The sequence below is a fragment of the Marinobacter sp. B-21 genome (assembly GCF_056857895.1).
Genome location: NZ_JBSXNZ010000054.1, coordinates 1 through 19,981, shown reverse-complemented (window position 1 = coordinate 19,981; position 19,981 = coordinate 1). Strand labels below are relative to the sequence as shown.

At 59.7% G+C, this 19,981-nt stretch carries 18 protein-coding genes and 1 riboswitch; of the genes, 10 read left to right on the top strand and 8 right to left on the bottom strand.

Annotation, left to right across the window (positions count from 1 at the left end):
* Positions 1-79 precede the first annotated feature (79 nt).
* Positions 80-1,249: a nitric oxide-sensing protein NosP gene (gene nosP / locus AC13C0_RS04835; RefSeq protein WP_376788090.1), complete on the top strand. Its 1,170-nt coding sequence runs from the start codon at positions 80-82 to the stop codon at positions 1,247-1,249.
* Complete coding sequence (locus AC13C0_RS04830; RefSeq protein WP_482954039.1) at positions 1,224-3,488, top strand: hybrid sensor histidine kinase/response regulator; 2,265 nt, start codon at positions 1,224-1,226, stop codon at positions 3,486-3,488. Before nosP ends, AC13C0_RS04830 begins: the two co-directional genes overlap by 26 nt.
* 68 nt (positions 3,489-3,556) lie before the next feature.
* On the opposite strand, the gene AC13C0_RS04825 is transcribed toward AC13C0_RS04830, so the two are convergent.
* The gene (locus AC13C0_RS04825) at positions 3,557-4,234 is read right to left on the bottom strand and encodes a response regulator (RefSeq protein ID WP_227539531.1); all 678 of its coding nucleotides are present in this window, start codon (positions 4,232-4,234) and stop codon (positions 3,557-3,559) included.
* Between the two features lie 367 nt (positions 4,235-4,601).
* Here AC13C0_RS04825 and AC13C0_RS04820 point away from each other — a divergent pair, with 367 nt between their 5' ends.
* From AC13C0_RS04820 to AC13C0_RS04810, 3 genes are read left to right on the top strand one after another with little or no spacing between them, the layout of a single operon-like run.
* Positions 4,602-5,525, top strand: coding sequence for an ABC transporter substrate-binding protein (locus AC13C0_RS04820; RefSeq protein WP_205422332.1), 924 nt, complete (start codon positions 4,602-4,604; stop codon positions 5,523-5,525).
* Entirely contained in the window at positions 5,522-6,298 is a 777-nt protein-coding gene (locus tag AC13C0_RS04815) for an ABC transporter permease (RefSeq protein WP_482954025.1), read from the top strand. The genes AC13C0_RS04820 and AC13C0_RS04815 overlap by 4 nt, the downstream gene beginning before the upstream one ends.
* Complete coding sequence (locus tag AC13C0_RS04810) at positions 6,291-6,965, top strand: ATP-binding cassette domain-containing protein (RefSeq protein WP_117618501.1); 675 nt, start codon at positions 6,291-6,293, stop codon at positions 6,963-6,965. Before AC13C0_RS04815 ends, AC13C0_RS04810 begins: the two co-directional genes overlap by 8 nt.
* Positions 6,966-6,980: 15 nt before the next feature.
* On the opposite strand, the gene AC13C0_RS04805 is transcribed toward AC13C0_RS04810, so the two are convergent.
* From AC13C0_RS04805 to AC13C0_RS04790, 4 genes are read right to left on the bottom strand one after another with little or no spacing between them, the layout of a single operon-like run.
* A complete protein-coding gene (locus AC13C0_RS04805) occupies positions 6,981-7,787 on the bottom strand; it encodes an ABC transporter permease (RefSeq protein ID WP_117618500.1) in 807 nt (268 codons plus the stop codon).
* A 2-nt stretch (positions 7,788-7,789) separates the two neighbouring features.
* Positions 7,790-8,512 carry an ABC transporter ATP-binding protein gene (locus AC13C0_RS04800; RefSeq protein ID WP_117618499.1) on the bottom strand — a complete coding sequence of 241 codons (723 nt, stop codon included), beginning with the start codon at positions 8,510-8,512 and terminating at the stop codon, positions 7,790-7,792.
* Entirely contained in the window at positions 8,509-9,486 is a 978-nt protein-coding gene (locus AC13C0_RS04795) for a YVTN family beta-propeller repeat protein (RefSeq protein WP_117618498.1), read from the bottom strand. Before AC13C0_RS04795 ends, AC13C0_RS04800 begins: the two co-directional genes overlap by 4 nt.
* 42 nt (positions 9,487-9,528) lie before the next feature.
* On the bottom strand, positions 9,529-10,653 hold the full coding sequence (locus AC13C0_RS04790; protein WP_341582796.1) for an ABC transporter substrate-binding protein: 1,125 nt from the start codon (positions 10,651-10,653) through the stop codon (positions 9,529-9,531).
* A 316-nt stretch (positions 10,654-10,969) separates the two neighbouring features.
* Between AC13C0_RS04790 and pedF the strand changes: the two genes are divergently transcribed.
* The 3 genes from pedF to AC13C0_RS04775 all read left to right on the top strand — a co-directional run bounded on the left by pedF (position 10,970) and on the right by AC13C0_RS04775 (position 14,399).
* Positions 10,970-11,398, top strand: coding sequence for a cytochrome c-550 PedF (gene pedF / locus AC13C0_RS04785; RefSeq protein WP_341580732.1), 429 nt, complete (start codon positions 10,970-10,972; stop codon positions 11,396-11,398).
* A 75-nt stretch (positions 11,399-11,473) separates the two neighbouring features.
* On the top strand, positions 11,474-12,430 hold the full coding sequence (locus AC13C0_RS04780; RefSeq protein ID WP_117618495.1) for a substrate-binding periplasmic protein: 957 nt from the start codon (positions 11,474-11,476) through the stop codon (positions 12,428-12,430).
* A gap of 193 nt (positions 12,431-12,623) precedes the next feature.
* Positions 12,624-14,399 (top strand): PQQ-dependent methanol/ethanol family dehydrogenase, encoded by a 1,776-nt coding sequence (locus AC13C0_RS04775; protein ID WP_341580731.1) that lies wholly within the window; start codon positions 12,624-12,626, stop codon positions 14,397-14,399.
* Between the two features lie 72 nt (positions 14,400-14,471).
* Here the strand turns inward: AC13C0_RS04775 and AC13C0_RS04770 are convergent, their stop codons facing one another.
* Positions 14,472-15,257: an ABC transporter ATP-binding protein gene (locus tag AC13C0_RS04770; RefSeq protein WP_341580730.1), complete on the bottom strand. Its 786-nt coding sequence runs from the start codon at positions 15,255-15,257 to the stop codon at positions 14,472-14,474.
* Complete coding sequence (locus tag AC13C0_RS04765; protein WP_117618493.1) at positions 15,257-16,072, bottom strand: ABC transporter permease; 816 nt, start codon at positions 16,070-16,072, stop codon at positions 15,257-15,259. The genes AC13C0_RS04770 and AC13C0_RS04765 overlap by 1 nt, the downstream gene beginning before the upstream one ends.
* Before the next feature lie 66 nt (positions 16,073-16,138).
* Positions 16,139-16,252: riboswitch (guanidine-I (ykkC/yxkD leader) on the bottom strand.
* A 421-nt stretch (positions 16,253-16,673) separates the two neighbouring features.
* On the opposite strand from AC13C0_RS04765, the gene glnT reads away from it, so the two are divergent.
* Both glnT and AC13C0_RS04755 read left to right on the top strand, forming a co-directional pair.
* Positions 16,674-18,032, top strand: a complete 1,359-nt coding sequence (gene glnT, locus AC13C0_RS04760) for a type III glutamate--ammonia ligase (RefSeq protein WP_117618492.1) — start codon at positions 16,674-16,676, stop codon at positions 18,030-18,032.
* 91 nt (positions 18,033-18,123) lie between these two features.
* On the top strand, positions 18,124-19,023 hold the full coding sequence (locus tag AC13C0_RS04755; RefSeq protein WP_117618491.1) for a bifunctional transcriptional activator/DNA repair enzyme AdaA: 900 nt from the start codon (positions 18,124-18,126) through the stop codon (positions 19,021-19,023).
* Here the strand turns inward: AC13C0_RS04755 and AC13C0_RS04750 are convergent.
* Positions 19,006-19,617, bottom strand: a complete 612-nt coding sequence (locus AC13C0_RS04750; RefSeq protein ID WP_341580729.1) for a TetR family transcriptional regulator — start codon at positions 19,615-19,617, stop codon at positions 19,006-19,008. The two genes, AC13C0_RS04755 and AC13C0_RS04750, sit on opposite strands and share 18 nt — an antisense overlap.
* Between the last annotated feature and the right edge of the window lie 364 nt (positions 19,618-19,981).

Sequence of the window (19,981 nt, the reverse complement as noted above, 5' to 3'; positions counted from 1 at the left end):
AAACACTGAAGTCGCATTGGCTGCGTTTGCCGATGCCGTAGAATCGGTGGAAAGTCATCCGTTTCCGGGATCCGCGTTTATGAAGCCAGCGACGACCCTGCCCGCGGTCCGGGTAGCGAGCTCCAGTGTTCGCGATCCGATCCTGGCCGCCACCAACCTTGCCAGTCAGCTCAACCACGAACACCTGGGCTGTGTGCTGTTTTTCTGTTCCGCGGAATACGATCTTAGCCGTCTTGGCACCGCCCTCGAGCATGCCTTTCAGGGCGTGCGCGTGTGTGGGTGTACATCCGCCGGTGAGATCACGCCGGAGGGCTATGGCCGTGGATGTATTACCGCCATTGGCTTTGACAATCGCTACTTTGCCATCGACTGCGCGCTGATCCGGGAGTTGGACCGTTTCACCCTGCAGGACGCTCAAGGCGTAATCGACGGACTGTTGTCCACGTGTCGAGACGCGAAGCTGGCGCCGGTCAAGGGCAATACCTTTGCGATAACCCTTCTCGACGGTCTTTCCAGCCGGGAAGAACTGGTTCTGGCCACTCTCAATGCCGCGCTGGGCACCATTCCCCAGTTCGGCGGTTCTGCCGGCGACGATGAGCGCCTGGCCAACACCCATGTGTTTTATGATGGCCAGTTCCACACCGGTGCCGCCACCGTTTTGCTGGTGAACACACCCCTGGATTTCCGGGTGTTTTCCACTCACCACATGGTTGAACGCAGTGAGAAACTGGTGGTGACCCATGCCTGCGCGGAAAGCCGGACCGTATACGAACTCAATGCCGAGCCTGCCGCCGATTCCTATGCCCGAGCCGTGGGTGTGGCTGTCGATGCCCTGGACCGCAAGGTCTTCGCCCTTCGGCCCATGGGGGTGAAGATCGGCGGGCATTACTTTGTACGCTCGGTCCAGCGGGTGAATCCGGACAAGAGCCTGACCTTCTACTGTGCGGTGGAAACCGGAATCGTGATGACCGCTATGGAGCCGGAATCCCTGCTGGACAGTGTGCGCACCCAGATTGAGGCCTCCGAGCGAGTGGTTGGACCGCCCCTGGTGACCATCGGCTGCGATTGCTTCCTGCGGCGACTTGAAGCGGAGCTGACCGGGGAGGTGGAGGCGGTCTCGGAATTCCTGCGCCACCACAAGGTGATCGGCTTCAACACCTATGGCGAGCAGTTTGACGGCATGCACATCAACCAGACCTTTACGGGGGTGGTCATTGGCCAGCCTGATATCCGTTCCGGGCAAGACTGACAGTCCCGCACGGGATGACCGGGACCGGCGCATTGCCGAGCTTGAGGCGGAAAATAAGCGCCTCGGGCGGATTCGTGACGCCCTGATCGTCCGGGTGGAGTCCGGTTCCGCCCACAAGCCCGAGCCCTACGCCGCCTTCGAGCACTCGGTGGTGCTTGCCGAGCAGGTACGGGAGCGCACCGAAGCGCTAAATCAGGCCATGGAAGAGCTGAAGGGCAGTAACAAGGCCCTGAACCGGGCCCGGGAAGAAGCTGAAACCACCCGCCAGCGCCTGAACGATGCCATCGAAAGCATTGCTGACGGGTTTGTCCTGTTTGACAGGCAGCACCGCCTGATCCAGAGCAACAGCCGGTTCCGCAGCTATTGGCGCCAGGCCGGTGTCGAGGTGCCTGAAGCGGGCACACGTATTAACGAGGTCAAGGAGCAGGCCGTCTCCTCCGGACTGATTGTCGAAGAGCACGGTCATCCGGATTCGGAAGGCGTGGTGTTTTTGCTCTCAAACGGTCGCTGGGTTCAGATGACCGAGAGACCCACCCGGGAAGGTGGGCTGGTGGTGCTGTATTCCGACATTACCGACGTCAAGAACAGTGAAATGGCGCGGCGTATCAAGGCGCTGGAGGAAAGCGAGCGCTGGATCCGTGTGGTCACCGACCATGTGCCGGCACTGATTGCCTATGTCGGTGCCGACATGACCATTCAGTTCTGCAACAAGGTCTATGAAGCCTGGTATGGCCGCAAAGGCGAGTCGCCCCTGGGCAAGCGCCTGGATCATGTGCATACGCCCGAGTTGTATCAGCGCCTGCTGCCCCACATTCTGGAGGTTATGGGCGGCCACAACGTGACCTTTGAATTCGAAGAAGCCGGAGAACAGGGCGAGGTGCGCTACATGCTCCGCTCCTATGTGCCCAATTTCGACGAGCAGGGCGACATCATCGGCTTCTTCGTGCTGATCCGGGATATTACCGACCGCCGCAAGACCGCGCTGGCCCTGGAGCAGGCTTATGACAACCTGGAGCGCCGGGTGAAAGAACGCACCGCCGCGCTGACCGGTCTGAACAGCCAGTTGCGCCAGGAAATCAGCGAGCGGGCGGCGGTGGAGGCCCGGCTTCGCGATGCCAAACTGGAGGCGGAGCGGGCCAACCTCTCCAAAACCAAGTTCCTGGCCGCGGTCAGCCACGATTTACTGCAGCCCCTGAACGCCGCCCGACTGTTTACCAGTGCGCTGCTGGAACAGTCATTCGGGCCCAAGGCCGAAGGGTTGGTACGTTCAGTGAGTACATCGCTGGACGACGTTGAAAATCTTCTGGGTACGCTCGTGGACATTTCCAAGCTGGATGCTGGCGTCATCACGCCGGACGTGACGGCCTTTGATCTTCGGGACCTGCTTAACAACCTCGCCCGGGAGTTCCGGCAAATGGCCATGGCCGAGGGCCTGCGGCTGGATTTTGTCGCCAGCTCCGCCACCGTGGAATCCGATTCCCAGCTGCTGGCCCGGATTCTCAGGAATTTTCTGACCAACGCCATTCGCTACACCGGCAATGGCCGAATTCTTCTGGGCTGCCGCCGGCGCAGGGATCATATCCTGCTGCAGGTCTGGGATACCGGCCCGGGTATCCCGGAAGATAGGCTCACCGAGATTTTCCAGGAATTCAAACGCATCCGGCCAGCAGGCTCACAGCCCGACAAGGGTCTCGGTCTTGGGTTGGCCATCGTGGACAAGATCTCCCGGATGCTCGGCCATGAGGTGACGGTAGCGTCCATCGAAGGCAAGGGTTCGGTGTTCAGCGTCAAGGTTCCCCTTGGCCGACTGCAGCCTACGCGACCGGAGCCGGATCAGAACCGCACGGTGTCCTTCGACAGCGGCCTGGGTGGCGCCCGGATCTGGGTGATCGACAATGACCAGTCCATCTGCCAGGGCATGAAAACCCTGCTGGAAGGCTGGGACTGTCAGGTGGTCACGGCGGTATCCCTGGAAGACCTGGAACGCCAGCTCGATCCGGCAAACAGCCCGGTGGACCTGATACTGGCGGACTACCACCTGGACAACGATGAGAACGGCGTGGATGTGGTGGCGGAGATCAACGGCCGCCGCCGCTGCCCGGCGCCGGTGGTGATGATTACCGCCAACTACACCAACGAGCTCAAGCAGCACATCCGTGAGCTGGGTCACCTGCTGATGAACAAGCCGGTGAAGCCGCCGAAGTTGCGCAGTGCGCTAAGCCATCTGCTGGGAAACTGAAAGTGGGGTCAGATGAAAATGGGGTCAGATGAAAGTTCATCTGACCCCATTTTCATCTGACCCCGATTTTACCGCTTCAGATACTGACTGAAATCGACATCACTGGCGGAAAGAATCGCCTGAACCCGGTTATGCACGCCAAGCTTGCGCAGAATGGCCGAGACATGGGCCTTCACCGTGGTTTCGGCGATGTTCAGGTTGTAGGCGATCTGCTTGTTGGACTCTCCCTTGGACATACGTTCCAACACCAGCAACTGCCGGCGGGTGAGGGAGTTCAGCAGTTCCGGCGATATCGGGTTGTCTTCATGCCGGCTGCGGCGGTTACTGCTTTCCTTGCCGGTGCGGATGATGTCGGAGGGCAGATACACATTGCCGTTCAGGATCTGCTGGATGGCTTCGGTCATCTGGGCCCGGGGAGAGGACTTGGTAATGAATCCGCAGGCGCCGTAGGTTATGGCCTGCAACACCACCTGTTTGTCTTCTTCCGCGGAGACAATCACCACCGGAATGGTGGGCGCTTCATTACGTAGCGTGATCAGGCCGGTCAACCCGTGCATGCCGGGCATGTTCAGGTCCAGCAGGATCAGGTCCAGGTCGTCATTTTCACGGGTGATTTCCAGGGCACTGTCCAGATCAGCGGTTTCGATGATCTCGCTGCCCGCAAAGCCGGAAGCAATCACGCTGCTGATGGCTTCGCGGAAGAGCGGGTGGTCGTCGGCAATCAGGATCTTGTAAGCCGGCTCCATGGATGTCTCTACCTGTTTGTTGTCATTGCCGGGGTTGGCTTCCGCATCATGATAGCGGTTTTCGGAAGAGAGTGTGGCATCGAGCTCGTCCAACATGGCGGCCTCCTGTGCAGGGGATCGACGGAGTCGGTGCCGATCCTCTGGTTATTATTGTGATGATTTCATTACACGCGATCTTCGTCCCGGGTTGAATGCGACCATCGCACCAAAAAACAGGCACCAAAGTACTATTCTTGCCCGGCTGCGGGGTTCGTATCGTGGAGGGATGAATCAACAGCCAACAATAAAGTCAGTTCTTCAATCCTTTCCGACTGCGGCCCGTTTTGTCCGGGTGGTCATCGCCGCGCTATTGCTTCTGTCCTTACTGATGAGTCCCGCCCATGGCAGTGACGGTGACCCTGAAGAGCTGCCGGTGCTGTCTGTCAGTGTCCTGCAGTTTGGCACCGCGCACTGGGAACTGGACCATATCCTTCACCGGGGGCTGGACCGCGAGAACGGCTACCAGCTCAAGCTGAAGCTCGTTGCCAATCTACCGGCTTCCCACCTGGCGGTCACCAGCCAGTCGGTGAACGGCGCGGTGGCCGACCTGCTGTGGGCGCAGTCCCGGTTCCAGGCCGGCACGCCCTATCTCTATGTGCCGTTCTCTTCCCGGATTGGCGACATTGTGGTTGCCGGCGACTCTGCTATCGGTTCGGTGGCCGACCTGGCCGGCAAACGCATCGGCGTGGCTGGCGGGCCGGACAGCAAAGGCTGGATACTGTTGCAGAACGTGGCCGCGCTCCAAGGGATCAACCTGGCACAATCCACCGAGGTCCAGTTCGCCGCCCCACCCCTGCTGAGCCAGGCCCTGAAGCGCGGCCAGGTGGATGCGATCGTCACCTACTGGCATTTTTCGGCCCGCCTGAAGGGAGAGGGCGGCTGGCGCTCCGCGTTCGGTATGGCCGACCTGCTCACCGCCATGAATCTGGACCGGAACCTCCCGGTTCTGGGCTATGTGTTCCCGGCGGGCTGGGCTGAAAACCAGGGGCCGTTGCTGGATCGCTTCGCCGGGTCCCTGCAGCAGGCAAAAGCCGAACTGGCGGCGGACAAATCCCACTGGCAGCGGTTGCGGCCCCTGATGGGCAGCCCGCAAGAGGGCGTTTTCACGGCACTGCGCAAAGGTTTTGTCGCCGGCACGCCCGCGCCTCTCACGGACCAGCGAATTACTGACCTATATCGGTTGCTGGCGCTCACCGGTGCGGACCCAGGCAACCTGATGCCGTCGGAGCTGTTCTACCGGAGACAACCGTGAACACCCGCTCCGGCCGCCCGCCGGCCTGGAGTTACTGGGTGGTTCTGCCTTCGTTTGTCCTGCTCTGGGCATGGATTGCCTGGTTTATCCAGTCTCCACTCCTGCCCACGCCCCTGGATGTGCTCGACACCCTGATAAGGGAGTCCGCCTCCGGCGAACTCTGGCACCATCTGGGTGCGACCCTTGGGCGTGTCCTGGTGGCCTTTGTTCTCGCCATGCTTCTTGGCACCGCCATCGGCATCGTGATGGGCCGGTCACGAACCACCAACGCCCTGTTCGATCCCCTGCTGGTGTTGATGCTGAACCTGCCAGCGCTGGTCACCATCATCCTGATGTACGTCTGGTTCGGCCTGGTGGAAGTGGCCGCCGTGATGGCCGTAGTCATCAACAAGGTCCCCAACGTCGCCGTCACCGTCCGGGAAGGGGCTCGCAGTCTGAATTATCGCCTTGAAGAAATGGCCACCGTCTACAACTTCACCCGCTGGCAGCGATTTCGCGAAGTCTGGGTGCCGCAACTGTTTCCCTACCTGATGGCCGCCACCCGCGGTGGCCTGGCCCTGATCTGGAAAATCGTCCTGGTGGTCGAACTGCTCGGCCGTTCCAGCGGCGTTGGCTTCCAGCTGTACATGGCCTTCCAGGTCTTCGACGTTGCCGCCATCCTCGCCTACAGCCTTGCGTTTATTGCCGTGGTGCAGCTCATCGAACTGGCCATCCTCCAGCCCCTGGAACGCCGTTCAAGCCGTTGGCGCCAGCCGGAGGCTGCCCATGCTTGAACTCAGAATCGCCGGCCGGGATTTTGGCCAGCCTGTGCTTGGGGAAGTGTTCACCACCATAGCCCCCGGCGACCGTATCTGCCTGCTCGGCCCTTCCGGTATTGGCAAGACCACGTTGCTGAATGTCATTGCGGGCCTCGACAGATCGATACCGGACGATGCGGTCATCGGACGCGACAGGCTCAGGGTGGGTTATCTGTTCCAGGAACACCGCCTGCTGCCGTGGCGAACCCTGAATGCCAACCTCCGTCTGGTCGGTGCAACCGAGCAGGAAGCCGAAAATTTGCTAAGTCAGGTTGGTCTCTCCGGTTACGGTCACTACTTGCCGGATCAGCTTTCTCTTGGCATGGCCAGAAGGGCTGCCTTGGCACGTTGTCTGGCGGTGAAGCCGGACTTGCTGTTACTGGACGAACCCTTTGCGTCACTGGATCCGGTAATGGCGGGCGGGCTGAAAAAACTGATCGCCGGCATTCTGGATGCTCACCCCGAAATGGCGATGATCTGTGTTACCCACGATGGTGGTGACGCCGAGATATTGGCAAACCGACTTTGGTACCTGGATGGCAAACCGGCGCGCTTGCAGTGGGATGATGCAGTGGGTGAGGCTGGTTTGATTGATGGACTTCTTGGGAGGCTTCGTAACCTTGATTTAGCCTGTCCCCCATAGCCCACTACCGCCCGATCAAGCAGTCTTGGAGGTTCCGAGGATCTTGGTCCGCTGAGGCCGGAACCCGGCCGTGGCAAGCATTACCAGAACCACGGTTACCCCCGCAGTAATGCCATAAGCTACAGGGTTCCACTCCAGATACAGCGAGAAGCGGATCGCCTCCACCGCATGGGTGAACGGATTGAACTGGCTGATCCAGTACAGCCAGGGACTGGCCTCATTCATCCGCCAGAGCGGATACAGGGCCGATGACAGGAAAAACATCGGGAAAATGACAAAATTCATCACCCCGGCAAAGTTTTCCAACTGCTTGATCCAGGTGGCAATCAGTAACCCCATGGCCCCCAGCATAAGACTGGCCAGCACCAGCGCCGGCAACACCGCAAGATACCCCCACAACGGCGGCTCCACGTCCACCAGCAGTGCCAGCAGCAGGAACACATAAACCTGCCCGACCGACACCACCCCCATCGCCAGCAGCTTGGTCACCAGCAAAAATGGCCGGGGCAGCGGGCTCATCAGCAACACCCGCATGCTGCCCAGCTCCCGGTCATACACCATGGATAACGCCCCCTGCATGCTGTTGAACAGGATGATCATGCCGCACAGGCCGGGGGCGATGTAGGTCTGGTAGGTGATGTAGGTCTGGTAGGGCGGGATGATGGAAATCCCCAGTACCGCCCGGAAGCCCGCGGCAAACACCACCAGCCACAGCAGCGGGCGCACCAGGGCACTGGCGAACCGGGTGCGCTGCTGCCAGAACCGCAGCCACTCGCGAGTCTGTATGCCGACAAAACAGTGCCAGTAATGGGCAGCTTTCATGGTTATCCGGCTCCGGTCAGGGAATGGAAGGTTTCCGCCAGATCCCGGGTGCCTTGGGCCCGGCAGATGGCGTGTCCGGTACCGTCGGCCAGCAACCGGCCCTGGTGCAGGATCAGCACCCGGTCGTCCTCGCGAACCTCCTCAATCAGGTGCGTGGCCCAGAGCACGGTCAGGCCGTCCTCGTCACAAAGGGTGCGCACGTGCTCGTTCAGTGCCTTGCGGCTGGCCACATCCAGACCCACGGTCGGTTCATCCAGCAACAGAAGAGAGGGTTCATGGAGCAGCGCCCGGGCAATCTCCACCCGCCGGCGGTGACCGCCATTGAGCTGGCGGACGGCATCGTTGGCCCGGTCCAGCAACCCGAAGCGCGCCAGTTCCCGGTCGCCCCGCGCCCGGGCTTCCTTGCGGGACAGTCCGTGCAAGGCGGCGTGGTACTGCAGGTTCTGGCGCACGGTCAGGTCCAGGTCCAGGGCGTTCTGCTGGAACACCACCCCGATCTTGCGCATGGCCTCGGCCGGCTGCTTTTTCAGGGACTGGCCGGCCAGCAGGATATCCCCCTGCTGCAACGCCAGTAGTCGGGTCAAAAGGCCGAACAGGGTGGACTTGCCAGCGCCGTTGGGCCCGAGCAGGGCATGGAAACGGCCCGAGGTCAGCGCGAAGCTGACCTCTTTGAGCACCGGCTTGTCGCCGTAGCGAAAGCTGAGGTTGCGGGCTTCTATAGTCATGAAGTGGGATCGATCACCACGCCCCAGGGGTAGCGGCCCACCTTGATGGATTTGATCACCTTCAGGTCCTCCACATCGATCACAGACACGTCACCTGAGACACCGTTGGTGGTGTAAAGATGCTTCTCGTCCTTGTCCAGATCCAGCTGCCACACCCGGCTGCCCACCAGCAGGTAGTCCAGTACGTCATAGGTCCTGGCATCCACCACCGCCACATGGTTGGCAGGGCCGAGGGCGACGAAGGCGTATTTGCCATCGGAGGTCAGTTCGATGCCCACCGGCTGCACCCGGTCCTGGTTGACCCCAGGCACCCTGAAGGATAACTCATGGATCTGCTTCAGGGTGTCGACATCGATAATGTGCACGGTGCCGCCGATTTCCGCCGAGGCCCAGGCAATCTTGCTGTCCCTGCTGAACTCCACATGGCGGGGGCGCTGGCCCACCACGATGTTCTTTTCGATCTCGAAAGTCTCGGTGTTGATCCAGTGCAGCATGCTGGTGGTTTCGGAAGTATTGACCGCCCACTTGCCGTCCGGGCTTACCGCCATACCTTCCGGTTCCACGCCTACCTCAATCTGGGCCAGGATCTCTTTGGAGTGGACGTCCAGGACAGTGACGATAGCGTCGTCCTCGTTGGCAATGTAAAGGTGCCTGTTGTTTGGATGCAGGGCGATCTGCTCGGGATCCTCACCGGAGGGCAGGGTATCGATGATCTTGCGGGTGGCCAGGTCCAGCACCTGCACGGTGTCGTCGTCGCTGGCGCAGATGTACAGCCTGGTGTAGTCCCTGGAAAGCAGAATACCCCGGGGTCGGGCGCCCACCCCGATGGTGTCGACGACTTCCATGGACTCGGTATCAATGATCGTGAGGGTGTTGTCCTTTTCGTTGGATACGTAGGCCAGGCTGGCCAGTGCGGCCGGTGTCGAGAGGGCGATCATGGCGGCCAGGGCGGTTTGCTTGAACAGAGATTTCATGGTGGAGCTCCTTGTTGTTTTAAGATGCGGCCGCGGAAGCGATCAGTTGTTAATCCGACACTCGCTCTCTGGCTTGTCAAAACCGAGGGTATCCATCTGGCTGTAGGGATGGAGGAAGCCTTCGAAGGGCGCGCGGGCAACAAGGCCCCGGGGGTGAACCAGTGGGATTGGCTGGCGTAGCTGGCCGTTCCAGTCACGATAGGTGAGCTTTCGGCCCTTGAAGGCGGCCAACTGGAAATTGTCGCTGAACAGGAAATTGCGGATCTCGGTGGGGTTCGCACTGTCGAGATCCGTTACGGCTGTGCCAATGGAGCGAACGGCGGCCCAGGCGGCGTAATCCTCGCTGTTCATGTCACGGCCGGCCAGTTCCCTGAACCGGTTCTGCAACTGCGCGGCTCCCCAGCTTTCCACCACCCGGTGCCAGGCCACCGGCATCATGCCCTGGGTGCCCGCCACCGGCCTTGGCAACCAGGTGTTAAACGGCACGTATTCACCGAAATCACCCCGCACATCCGCCACCACCACGGCATCGTAGTCATCGGCCCGGGTAAACAGCGGCAATTCCCGGGAGGCGGTGCGGCGAAGATCGGCGTCAAAGGTCCAGGGTTTATCCTCGACAATCTCCAGGCCGAAGCGTTTGGCCGAACGGCGAAAGGCATCCGCCCAGCCTTTGTCGGCCCCGGTGGGCCCGGTAATCAGGAACACTTCCTTCCAGCGCCGCTGGCTCAGCCACTGGCCGAGGGCGTCGGTCAGCATGGAATAGCTGGGCATGGTGTGCAGCAGGTTGGTGTGGCATTGCCGTGTGCGCAGGGCGTCATCCCGGGCCCCGGCGTTAAAGATCAGGGTGTTCTGACCGGCCTTGTCGGTGATGGCTTTCAGGGTCTGTGCCGGCGCATTCACGACAAACAGCTCAATCCCGGTCTTGCGCATGGTGGCGAAGGCGGCCATCGCCGCGTCTGCGGAGTTGGCCACCGTGCTCTGGAGCGTGTAGGTCTGGCCCAGAAATCTGCCAGTGGTGCTGTTGTCGTCCATGGCCAGCTCAGCGCCCCGCAGGCCCGCATCTTCTGGCTCGGGAATCACGTTCGAGAGCACCGGGCCCTGATCCGGCACCCACTGGATGTAGCCAATTTTTGTGTCGAGAGGTTCTGCCGGCACGCCCGAGGACATAAGGCTGGCGGCCAGCAACCCCGTCAGAACTGCCAGGTGGCGAAACGGCATGAAGGTACCCCATGTTTTTGTTGTCTTTCGTGTGAGTTTAGAGAAGGCACGTACTGGCGGGAATATTCTGAAAGTAGGAATCAGACAGTACCTAAGGAGGAGTTTTCCGGGCAGACACCTGCCGCCTACTACCAAGGAACTAGGTCAAAAACTCCAAAGTGGCATTCGGATCGGGCGTGGGGGTTCCTAGACTGAAAGTCAGCAAGTTGGCATCCGACAAATCCAATCGCCAACCATGGGGAATCCAATAAGAGAGGTAACACCAATGGCAACGTCCTTTTCACTGAAAGCATTAATGGCTTCGGCCATGCTTGGTCTGGCCGGTCTGGTCTTTGCGCACGGCAACGTCACACCGCAGGAAGTGGATACGGGCAACCTGCCGGAGCTCGGTGACGAAGTGCGGACCGAGAATCCGTTCCGTGAGGGCAATGAATACGGCGAGTTCAATGCCCAGGCCGTTGAAATCGGCGAGAGTGCCTACGCGGGCAACTGCGCCGGCTGTCACGGTATCCGCGCTATGTCGGGTGGCCTGACGCCGGATCTTCGCGAGCTCACCGAATGGGATGACGAGTACTTCATTGGCCGTGTTCGTAATGGAACTGCCCGGGGTATGCCCTCCTGGAAGAAAACCCTCGACCAGAACGCCATGTGGGCCATTCGCAGCTATGTGGAATCACTGCCGAAGCCGGAGTAATGGCAACGCTTTCGTCTTATCCATGCCTGAACCCAGGCCGGCCCTGCGCCGGCCTGTTGTCGTTGGGAGATAACAATGAAACTACTGTCTGGAATTCTGGCTTTGCTGCTTCTCACACAGATTGCTCTGGCCCAGGAGGTTGACGACGGCGACAAGCTCCTGAACCGGCCGGCGCAGAGAACCTACGACATCATCCTCGCGTCCGGCTACCTGAAAGTGGGTGTCTACGAAAACTTCCCCCCCTACTCCTATGACGTTGATGGCGAGCCCAGAGGGATTGATGTCGAGCTCGGGCGACGGATTGCCGGAGCAATGGGTGTCGAATTCAAAGTGCACTGGATCACTCCGGATGAAAATCTGGGGGACGACCTGCGTAACAACGTCTGGAAGGGCCATTACCTGGCCAAACAACGGCTGGCCGATGTCATGCTGCGGGTTCCTTACGATAAGGAGTATGCCTACATGCAGGATTCCACGGGTGAATACATCAACGAGCAGGTGGTTCTGTTCGGTCCCTACCAGCAGGAAACCTGGCAGATCGCCTTTAACCCGGAAAAGCTGGACTCAGTGGAAACCGTAGCTGTTTTCCAGTATCACCCGATCGGCGTGGAGATCGATACCCTTCCGGACTTCTACCTTTCCTCCGGACTGCGCGGGCGAATGCGTGAGCAGGTCCGGCATTACCCCAACGTGCGTGATGCGTTCAGCGCCATGCGGGAGGGCGAGGTCAGCGCCGTGATGGGCATGCGGGCAGAAATCGATCATGAGCTGGCCAGACCCGAAAACGCTGGTTTCAAAGCCGCGGGTAATGGTTTTCCCGGCATAGGCAAACAGGTGTGGGATGTGGGTATGGCCATCAAACACACCCATCGGCAGTTGGGGTATGCCCTGGAAGCCATTGTCGACAAGCTGGTCAAGAGTGGCGAGCTGAACGAACTGTTTGCCAGCCAGGAACTGCGCTACAGCGTGCCCGACTACTACCGGGAGTTTCTGGATCAGCAGGCCATCGCCCGGGCCGAGGGCGAACTCTGATCCCGCAGCCCGCCAACCCCGGCGAGCGATTTCTTTCAGGTAGTACGACCAAGTGATGAGAAAACCTGTTCCGGGGGGCAATTGCTGGCTTTCCCGCCAAGGCGAAGAATCGTACCAGAGGCGGGAAACGTTCCCGGTTCGCCCTGAAACGAACACAAAAGAACCGAAAACAAGAGAATTGGAGAGCGCAACCATGAGATCGAACAAGTTCGGGATTCGCATTGCCGCCAGCACCCTGGCGCTGGCGGTGTCGTACGGGGCCTATGCGGTCACCGACGAAGACATCATCAATGATCATAAAACGCCGGGCGACATTGTCAGTTACGGTATGGGCACCCAGGGCCAGCGCTTCAGCACCCTGGACGATCTGAATACCAGCAACATCCAGTATTTGCAGCCGGTATGGGGTTTCTCGTTCGGCAGCGAGAAAATGCGTGGCCAGGAATCGCAGCCGATGGTCAAGGACGGCGTGATGTACGTAACCGCCTCCTATTCCCGTGTCTACGCCATCGACGCCAGGACCGGGGAGGAAATCTGGCAGTACGACGCCCGCCTGCCGGATGGCATCATGCCCTGTTGTGATGTGGTTAACCGGGGTGTCGCCCTGTATGGCGACAAGGTTATCTTCGGCACTCTGGATGCCAAACTCGTTGCCCTGAACAAGGACACCGGCAAGCCGATGTGGATCAAGAAGGTGGCAGATTACCAGGCCGGCTACGCCATTACCGCCGCCCCCATCGTGGTGAAAGGCAAACTGATCACCGGTGTTTCCGGCGGTGAGTTCGGTATTGTCGGCAAGGTGGAAGCCTACGACCCGAATACCGGTGATTTACTGTGGACTCGTCCGACCGTTGAAGGTCACATGGGCTATGTCTACAAGGATGGCAAGGCCATCGAGAACGGCATTTCCGGCGGTAAGGCCGGCATAACCTGGCCCGGCGATATGTGGAAACACGGCGGCGCGGCCACCTGGCTGGGCGGCACCTACGATCCGGACACCGACTCCCTGTTCTTCGGCACCGGCAACCCGGCGCCCTGGAACTCGCACCTGCGCCCGGGTGACAACCTGTTCTCGTCTTCCCGTCTGGCGATCGATCCGGATGACGGCAGCATCAAGTGGCACTTCCAGACCACGCCCCACGACGGCTGGGACTATGACGGTGTCAACGAGCTGATCTCCTTCGACTACCAGGAAAACGGCAAGACCGTGAAAGCGGCGGCAACCGCGGATCGTAACGGGTTCTTCTATGTATTGAACCGTGAGAACGGCGATTTCATCCGTGGCTTCCCGTTCGTCGACAAGATCACCTGGGCGGAAGGCCTTGATCCGAAGACCGGCCGCCCGATCTATAAAGAGGGAGGACGGCCTGGCGACCCTTCCGCCATGGAAGGAACCAAGGGTGAAGTCGTGGTTGCACAGCCCGCGTTCCTGGGCGGCAAGAACTGGATGCCCATGGCCTACAGCCAGGAGACCGGCCTGTTCTATGTGCCTTCCAACGAGTGGTCCATGGACATCTGGAATGAGCCAGTCTCCTACAAGAGGGGTGCGGCGTTCCTGGGTGCTGGCTTCACCATCAAACCGGCGAATGATGATTACATCGGCGTACTCCGCGCCATGGATCCGAAAACCGGCAGGGAAGTGTGGCGCTACCAGAACACCGCACCTCTGTGGGGTGGTGTCATGACGACCGCTGGCAACCTGGTCTTCACCGGCACCCCGGAGGGTTATCTGAAGGCCTTTGATGCCAGGACTGGCGAGGAGCTGTATAAATTCAATACCGGTTCCGGTGTGGTCGGTACCCCGGTGACCTGGACCATGGACGGCGAGCAGTATGTCTCCGTGGCCTCCGGCTGGGGTGGTGCGGTTCCGCTCTGGGGTGGTGAAGTCGCCAGGGTGGTGAAGCACTTCAACCAGGGCGGTATGGTCTGGACGTTCAAGCTGCCAAAGGATCGCGTTGCCAGCAACTGATCCTGGAAAGCGCCGGTGTTCTGCCGGTCTGAAAGGGGCTGCCCGCGGGCGGCCCCTTTTGTGTTCACACGTTCAGGCCGCCTGATGCCGTGCGGTTTGGATAACCGATTCGTTGATGTCGTCAAACAGTTTGCGGTCGGTCTGACCGATCGGAAGATCATAGGTGATTGTGGCGCCAAACGCCTGCGGGTCGTGGGGGTCGTTGCGGATCTTATCGAACACCAGCAGCCGGGTACCCAGATAGAAGCCTTCCTGAAGATCGTGGGTGACCATGAAAATGGTAGTGCCGGTCTCCCGCCACAACCTCAGCAGCAGGTCGTGCATGTCCCCGCGAATACCGGGGTCCAGGGCACCGAAGGGCTCATCCAGCAACAGCACGCGAGGGCGCATAATCAGGGACTGGGCAATGGCCAGTCGCTGTTGCATGCCGCCAGAGAGTTCGTGAGGCCATTTGTCCGCCGAGGGCGTCAGGCCTACGGATTCCAGCATGGCATCCACTCTTTCAAGAGCCTCACGCCGGGCGCTGCCGAACAGCTTGCCCAGCCAGGGCTTCTGCTCCAGCTCCAGACCCAACAGTACGTTCTGGCGAACGGTCAGGTGCGGGAACACCGAGTAGCGCTGGAACACGATACCCCGGTTGCGGTCCGGCTCTCCCGGGAAGGCCTCACCCTCCAGCAATAGCTCACCCCGGGTCTGGGTTTCCTGGCCCAACAACATTTTCAGGAAGGTGGACTTGCCACAACCGGAGGCGCCTACGAGAGTGCAGAATTCGCCCTGTTTCACGGTCAGGTTCAGGTTTTCCAGGACCACCTGGTCACCATACTCTTTCCAGAGATTGTTGACGGTAATAAAGCTCATCAGTGGCCTCCTGCGTTGTACCAAGGGAACAGCCTGCGGTTGGTTAAACGCAGACACTGATCAATAACAATGGCGAGAATCGTGATCCAGATGACATAGGGCAGGATCACATCCATGGCCAGATAGCGCCGCACCAGGAAGATCCGGTAACCGAGGCCTTCGGTAGACGCAATCGCCTCCGCCGCGATCAGGAACAGCCAGGCCGGGCCAAGGCTAAGGCGCACGGCGTCGATCAGGCGGGGCAATACCTGAGGCAGGGCCATCCGGGTGATCACCTGCCAGGAATTGGCGCCCAGGGTCTGGATCTTGATCCGCTGTTCGCCCGGCAGCTCCCGAACCCGCTGCGCCACATCCCGCATCATGATCGGCGCGGTGCCGATGACAATCAGCATGACTTTCGAGAGTTCTCCGAGGCCGAACACGATAAACAGTATGGGCAGTATGGCCAGAGGCGGCACCATCGAAAGCGCCGAAACCAGAGGGGCGAGGTTGGCCCTTACCAGAGGCAGAACGCCATTGAGAATGCCCACCACCAGGGCCAGCAACGCGGCAATGCCAACGCCGAGCGCCAGCCGTCCGAGGCTGGCGGTGGTGTCCTGCCACATCAGGTAGTCGCCACTGCGGCGATCCTCCTGAAAGGCCATCCGATCCACGGCAGCGGTCATCTGTTCCAGGCCGGGCAGCAGTTTGTCGTTGGGGTTTTCCGCCAGGCGCTCCTGGGAGGCCAGGCTATAGATCAGCATGATCAGCAGGAAGGGCAGCAGGCCCAGCAGGGTGGCCGAGGCCCGTCCGGGATGGCGGTTGATCAGTCGCATAGGTTGTCTCCTCTGGTCACACAACACGGCAAGGTTATCGCGGGCAACAGCATCCCTTGCGATTCGGTCTCCCGGGCTTTTGTCCCGCCGTGTAACCTCCCAGAGGTCGGTAACTCTCGGACCAGCCATCCGGGTAGCTGTTGCGTGCCTGCCCGGACCGGAACCCTAGTCACCCATTTGTCTTTCGTGTTCGCCGCTCTGTCTGCGATGTTGTGCACAGTGCTGTGAACGGATCGGGGTTTTGAAAACCGTCTGTTCTTAACAGTGCAGATGGCGTGCCAGATACATCAAGCGGGCAATAACGGGGGAGTCGGGGCGAATTTGGCAGCAAGTATGCGCCAATATGGTGCGGGGCGGTTCGGGGTGCACTGTCATGAGCCTGCTCGCTCCAGCAGGGACCGGGCCGGCCTCGAAGTCGGCTTTAATCCACTGTAAATCCATAACTTTGTCCTCAGATTCCGTCTTTTCTGGCTCTGTTTGAGCGGCGCATAATCCAACTTACATACATACTGGCATGTAAGTTGAATGGTTAGATCAAAGGAAAAAACGTGCCAGAAGACAAACCGACTGTCCGCGTCGCCGGGCTGAAGAGAGGAAAACGATGACAGAACTGACCAACACCAAGACCCTGAAAGAAAAACTCACCGAGGCGGGCGTGAAGTACGCTATCGCCAGCTACGTTGATATTCATGGTGTCACCAAAGGCAAGTTCGTTCCCGTTGCCCACCTGGGGCAGATGATGGAGGGCTCCGAGCTGTACACCGGTGCGGCTCTGGACGGCGTGCCCCAGGACATCTCCGACGATGAAGTCGCTTCCATGCCGGATCCGAACGGGCTGGCCATCTGCCCATGGAATCGCCGGCTGGCCTGGTTTCCGGGCAATCTGTACCTCAATGGTGAGCCGTTCGAAGCCTGTTCACGCAACATCTTCCGGCGCCAGCTCAGCGCAGCCGCCGATATGGGTTACCGCTTCAACCTTGGGATTGAAACCGAGTTCTTCCTGTTTCGTGACACCGAAGACGGCGGCTTTGCCCCTTTGAGTGACCGGGACAACCTGGGTAAGCCCTGCTACGACCCCCGCGCCCTGATGGACAATCTGCCCATCATCGACGAGTTGGTGGACGCCATGAACGAACTGGGCTGGGACGTGTACTCCTTCGACCATGAGGACGCCAACGGTCAGTTTGAAACTGACTTCAAATACGCCGATGGCCTGACCATGGCGGACCGTCTGGTGTTCTTCCGCATGATGGCCAACGAAATCGCCCGCAAACACGGCGCTTTCGCGAGCTTTATGCCGAAGCCGTTTGCTGACCGCACCGGCAGTGGTGCCCACTACAATATGTCCCTGGCCGACATCAAAACCGGTGAGAACCTGTTCGAGCCCAGGGATGATGACCTGCACAACTGTGGCATCAGTAAGATTGCTTACCATTTCATTGCCGGCGTGTTGAAACACGGCGCGGCTATCAGCGCGGTGATCGCCCCTACGGTGAACAGCTACAAGCGTCTGGTTCGCCAGGGCAGCATGTCCGGCTCCACCTGGGCGCCGGTGTTCATGTGTTATGGCTCCAACAACCGTACCAACATGATTCGCATTCCCAGCATGGGCGGTCGCATTGAATGTCGCGCTGCAGACATTGCCTGCAACCCTTACCTCGGCAGCGCCCTGATCCTGGCGGCCGGGCTGGAAGGACTTCGCGAGGGCCTGGATGCCGGCGAGCCACACCATGAAAACATGTACAACTACAGCGATGCCGACATTGCTGCCCAGGGTATTGAGTACCTGCCTCGTCACCTCGGTGAAGCCGTCGAGGCGTTCGAGGCCGATCCGCTGGCGAAGGACGTCTTCGGCGAAGCCATGTTCAGGAGTTTCGTCGATTACAAGAAAGGCGAATGGGAGAGCTACCAGAACCACGTGTCGTCCTGGGAGGTCGACCGTTACCTGAAGATGTTCTGACCCCCCAGGGCAGCAAGAAACGGATGGCAGCGACCGATGGATAACGGCATAGTGTGGGCGAGTGGAGAGACGGATAAACAGGACCTGAACCATGCCCAGATCACAGCACCATCCGCTGCCCCCTGCTTCTGGAGAACCCGAAGCCGCAACCCCGGTTGCAGACCGGATGGTGGCCCTGGCCAGATACATCGAAAGCCGTCCCGATGAGCCGCTCAGGCTGGCCGATCTCGCTGAGATTGCCGGGCTGTCAGCTTCCCATCTTCAACGGTCGTTCAAGGAGACCTTCGGGTTATCGCCAAAGGCCTATCAGGATGCCCTCCGGATGCGCGCGTTCAAACAGGCGCTGCGAACTGGCCAGGCCGTCACCGATGCCATCTACGATGCCGGCTTTGGCTCGGTCAGCCGGGTGTATGGCGCACCGGACCGGCAGGTGGGCATGCCGCCGTCGCGTTATGGAAAAGGCGGCGAAGGTGAAATGATCGCCTATGCCAGCAGGCAAACTGCACTTGGCCTGCTGATGATGGCCGCCACCGACAAGGGTGTGTGCTTTGCCGAATTTGGCGACGATGAAGAGACCTTGCACGAGCAACTGCAGAAGGAATTCCCGAAAGCCCGGCTCGCCCCGTCAGGGGCCAGTGAGTCTCCGGAACTGGATGCCTGGATGGTCGCGCTTGATGAACACCTCTGCCAAAACAAACCCCGCCCTGACGTGCCTCTCGATATTCGTGGCACTGCCTTCCAGACAAGAGTCTGGAAGCTGTTGTTAAGCGTTCGGGAAGGCGAGGTGGTGAGCTACACAGAACTGGCAAGGCGCCTTGGGGAACCCAAAGCGGTTCGGGCAGTGGCCTCCGCCTGCGGCAGGAATCGCATCGCGATATTGATACCCTGCCACCGGGTGTTGAGAAGCGACGGCTCGCTCGGAGGCTATCGCTGGGGCCTCGACCGCAAACAGCAGTTGCTTGAGAAGGAGCGTTCAGTCACGGCCGAGTAACACCCAGAATTGCCGTCGGAAAAATGCCGCCTCCTGTTTCAATGAAAACAGCTTCGGCGCGAACAGCCAGGTCTGGGTGATACCCATCAGGTAGGTATAACTCAACAGCCCCAGATCTTCCGGATCTTCCTCCGTTTTGATCAGACCAAGCTGAACGGCCTGGCCAACCAGATCCCGAAACATGGCAATAATCGACGCGGTCAATGCCCGCTCCCGTTTCAGAGTGCGGCTCATGGCATCGGTGAGTTCGGTCTTGTTCAGCAGGATTTCAAACGACTGCCGGTACTTTCTGTCGTTAGCCAACAACCCCAGCCAGCGCTCGATAAAATGGTCCATCGCCGCAATGGGGGTATCGCGCATGGCTGAACATTCTGCGACGAGTGCTTCCAGCGGTTCCTGAGAATAGGCCAGCACCGCTTCGTACAGATCGTCCTTGTTCTCAAAATGCCAGTAAATCGGCCCACGACTGCAGCCCGCTTCCTTTGCAATCCGGCTTAATGTGGTCAGTGAGTAGCCATCCCGACTGAACAGTTTTAATGCCGCTTCAAGAACGGTCTGGCGGGTTTTTTCGGCATCTTCCTTGGTACGACGCATAGGTGGTTTTTTCTCCGGTTTACTCGGGTGCTCGGGGTTGGGGGCGGATGGCCTCTCCAAAACTGTGCGGAGCCATGGATGGCGGAGCCCAAGCGCCCCAGGGATGGGCCGAAGGAGCGTGTTTTGGAGAGGCCATCCGCCCCCAACCGTGCTCCCAAGCTCACAAAAAAGGGCACGAGTAATCGTGCCCTCAGCTGTCCATCAAGGCAAGCAATGACCGGACTTAGCCCGAATTATTCATAAAAAAAGGCGAACCTTGCTCAACCCATTGATATAATGGGAGTTACACCAATAACGCTTCGGAAGAAGCTAAACAAGGTTCGCCCATGTCCAATTCTATCCCAACTCAACTGCGCTTTCCTCC